At 65.2% G+C, this 3,977-nt stretch carries 2 protein-coding genes; both read right to left on the reverse strand.

Features of this window, described 5'->3' with window-relative positions; genetic code table 11:
- Positions 1-706, reverse strand: a 706-nt coding sequence (locus EN906_RS25625) for a transglycosylase domain-containing protein (protein ID WP_245484330.1), incomplete at its 3' end; no start/stop codon positions are given.
- A 212-nt stretch (positions 707-918) separates the two neighbouring features.
- A partial coding sequence (locus EN906_RS25635) for an alpha-2-macroglobulin (RefSeq protein ID WP_164777356.1) occupies positions 919-3,977 on the reverse strand: 3,059 nt, incomplete at its 5' end.

The following is a 3,977-nucleotide window of genomic DNA, read 5'->3' on the forward strand; positions in this document are numbered from 1 at the left end:
GGCGGGAGGAGACCATTCGGGTCAGCACCCGGTCGCGGGCGGCGTGGGCGATCTTCAAATTGCGGTCGGGCCGGCGCTTTTCCGGCAGTTGCGGCAGAGCGACGAGCAGGGCGGCCTCGGAAACGGTGAGCCGTTTCGGCTCCTTGCCGAAATAGGCGAGCGAGGCGGCGCGCACGCCTTCCAGATTGCCGCCATAAGGCGCCAGCGTCAGGTAGCGTTCGAGGATCTCGCGTTTCGACAGCCGCCGCTCTATCTGGATGGCGCGCAGCATCTGCTTGACCTTGGAGCCGAGGCTGCGGCTTTCGCGCGGCTCGATCAGCCGGGCAAGCTGCATCGAAAGCGTCGAGCCGCTGGAGACGATGCGGCCGCTGGTGGCGAACTGGCCGGCGGCGCGGGCCAGCGCCAGCACGTCGACACCTTCATGGTCCCAGAAACGCTTGTCTTCGTAGGTGACCAGCATGTCGACGAACTGCTTGTCGACCTGGTCGAGGCGGGTTTCGAGCCGCCAGTAGCCGTCCGGCGTGGCGAAGGCGCGCAACAATTCGCCGTCGCGGTCCTGGACTTCGGTGGAGACCGTGAGTTCGGCTGGAAGCGGGGGTGGGAAGGCACGGTCGAGCGCCCAGAGGGTGGTGGCGGCAATTGCGGTGAGTCCAATGAGGGAGGCTCCTGCAACGGCCGTGCGACGAAGGAACTTCTTGGAAAGCATGGCGCCGCCCCTCATCCGGCTGCCGCCACCTTCTCCCCGTATAGTGACGGGGAGAAGGGTGCTGTCATGGCCCTTGGCGCTTTTCCAGCAACGTTCAAAGTTGGCGAAAGCTTTGTTGCAGGCCTCTTTCTCCCCGTCACTATACGGGGAGAAATGCCCGGCAGGGCAATGGGGGGCAGCACAAGCCTCACTTTCATATTCGCCAAGGCGCCTTACGGCGCCTTGACCTCCATCATGCCGGTGGCGGTGCGGGCCGAATATTGCGGCCGGTACATGTCCTCCACCGTTGCCGCCGGGTGCGCATAGGTACCAGGCGTCACCGCGCGCACGACATAGGCGAGCGTCAGATTGTGGTCATGATCGCCGTCGGCCGGGTTGAACGCCGCGACGAAACGGTCGTCGCGGAATTCGAGATGCGCGGCATCGGTCTGCGCCAGCCACGAGAAGTTCGTCAACTGGGCGCTGGAGACCAGGCCGGGATTGTCGATCTCGAAGCCGGCCGGCAACAGGTCGGTGACCAGCAGGCGCGACGGCCATTTGTTCTGCTCGTTGACCTTGAGCACGACGACATAGCGTTCGTTCTGCGTCGCCTCGGTGACATTGGCCTCGGTGCCGTCGAGCTTGTAGTAGGTGCGGTTGATGGTGAAGCCGTCGCCGCCGGCCGGCAAGGGCTGGACCGGCGACGCCACGGTGGTGACGACGGCCTGCAGCGGGGTCTTGCCGGTGTTGGCGATGGTCAGCGGGCTGTCGGCCAGGTCAGAGCCTTCCACCTGGTTGGAGTAGCCGCCGGAATGCGCCGCGCCATTGACGGCCAGCATGATCGTATCATTGCCCTCCTTCAGCGCGCGGGCCGCCAGCAGCATCCAGGATTCGTCCTGGGTGGTGGTCCAGCGGGCTTCCGCGCGTTCCCTGGTCACCAGCTTGATCAGTTCCGGCACGATGGTCGGCACCGGCTTCGATTCCGCCGCCAGCGCCAGCATCGCCGCGCCATCACGCAGCCGCGAACCGTAGTCGGAGCGGTAGTAGTCGTAGTCGGTGGTGGACTTTGCCAACTGCAAGGCGGTCTTGAAGGTGGCTTCGGCGCGCGGTGTATCGCCGTAGAGCGCCAGGCTTGCCGCCAGCTGGGCAACGGCCATCGGGCTTGAGAAAGCTTCGAGTTGGGTATCCGCATAGTAGCGCAGGTCGCCGATCGAGGCCTTCTTGTTGCGGGCCAGAACGTAGAGGGCGTAGGCGATCTCGCTGCCACGGTCCTGGACGCTCTGGTCATAGCCGAGCGAGTTCTGCAAATTGCTCAGCGCCTGGTTCATGGCCAGGCTCGGCACGTCGTATTTCTGCTCGCGCGCCCTGGTCAGGAAATCGGTGACATAGGAATCAAGCCACAGATCGCCGGAGCCCGGACCCCACAGGCCGAAGCTGCCGCCCGAGGCCTGATAGCTCAGAACCTTATAGATGGCGTCCTGGATGCGGCCATGGATATCGGGGTCGCTGGCCATGCCGACGCCGGAAGCCAACTCATTGACGTAGAGAAGCGGCATGGCGCGGCTGGTGGTCTGCTCGGCGCAACCATAGGGGTAGCGGTCGAGCGTCATCAGCAGCGACGGCACGTCGAAGGCGGCGGCCTGCGAAACGCCGACACTGACGGAGGCGCCATTGAGCAGGCTGGCTGCCAGCAGTTCCTTGTCGACGCGCAGCGCGCCGCCATTGCCCTTGAGGTCGACCACCAGCCGGGTGGTCACCGGCAATTGCGCCGGGCGCACCGGCACATAGAGCGTCTGCTCGACCTTGGTGCCGTCGGCATGGGCAAGCTTGACGGTGAGCGAGGCATTGCCGGCCGTCTGAGCGACCAGCGGCACGGTCAGCGTCTGGCGCTTGCCCTGGGCGAGCGTCAGCTTCTGGGGCAGGGGCTTGTCGCCGGTCGACAGGTCACCCGTTGTTTCGATCGAGAACGCATAGTCGCCGGCCGGACCATCGGTGTCGGCGACGTCTAGGCGCATGACGGCGGCGTCACCAGGCGCCAGGAAGCGTGGCAGGCCAGCGGTGATCACGATGGGATCGCGCACGATGACATCGGACTGGGCGTGGCCGACCGCATCCTTGGTCCAGGCGACGGCCATGACGCGCACGGTGCCGTTGAACTGCGGGATGTCGAAGTCGACCCGCGCCTTGCCGTCGGCATCGAGTTCGACGATGCCGGAGAAGAAGGCGACCAGTTTTTCGGTCGGCGGGTTGCCTTGCGCCTGCATGTTGGCGCCGTCGCCGCCGGTCCTGAGCTTGCCGGTGTTGCCGAGCGAGCCGTCGATCAGGCGGCCGTATATGTCGCGGATTTCCATGCCCAGCATGCGCTGGCCGAAGAACCAGTTCTCCGGATCCGGGGCCTTGTAGTTGGTCAGGTTGAGGATGCCGACATCGACGGCGGCAACCATGACGTAGGCATTGCTTCCCGGCTGCACGCCGGCGACCGAAACCGGGATCGACAGCTGCTGGCGCGGCATGGTCTTGTCCGGCGGCGTCAAGGTGATGGCGAGCTTTTTCGAGCCCGGATCGACCTTCAGCCATTTCACGCCGATGGCGCGGGCCGGCATGCGCGTTTCCTGCGCATCGCCCGGCCGGAAGAGGGTTGCCGTGACATAGGCACCGGCACCCCAATCGTCGCCGACCGGTATGTCGACCGTGCTGCCGCCGGCCGGCACGGATGCCGTGACGGTCTTCAACAGTTTGTCGGAACCGATGTTGATGAGAAGTTCGCCGGCAAAGTGCGGCGAGACTTTCAGCCTGGCCACTTCGCCGGCGGCATAATTGTCCTTGTCGAGGGCGATTTCGAGGCCGTCAGGCGTTTCGGTGGTGGTCGAGGAGACATACCAGCCGGCATCGAACTCGTAGCTTGTCGCCGGTCCCTCGGGATCCGATGTCTCGACCTCGAGGCGGTACTGACCCCAATCGACCGGCACGGAGACCGTCGCGCCGCCGTCGGCGCTAAGGTCGACCTGGCCGTTGGCGATCGACTTGGTGAAGGTGACCGGCTCGTAGTTCCAGGAATTGTTGGAGCGGTACCACTGGTAATTGCGTTCGACCTTGACCAGCGTCCACTGCGCGCCTTTCAGCGCCTCGCGCTTGCCGTCGGGATCGACGGCGATCAGGCTGAACTTGGCGGTGCCGCCCTGCGGCACTTCATTGTCGGCGAAATCCGGACGGATGCCGATCATATGGCCTTGCGGGCGGACGCCGATGTTGAGCGAACGCTCGATGGCGCGGCCGCCGGTTTCGCGCATCC

Source organism: Mesorhizobium sp. M7A.F.Ca.CA.004.06.1.1 (assembly GCF_003999135.1).
Classification (GTDB): Bacteria; Pseudomonadota; Alphaproteobacteria; order Rhizobiales; family Rhizobiaceae; genus Mesorhizobium.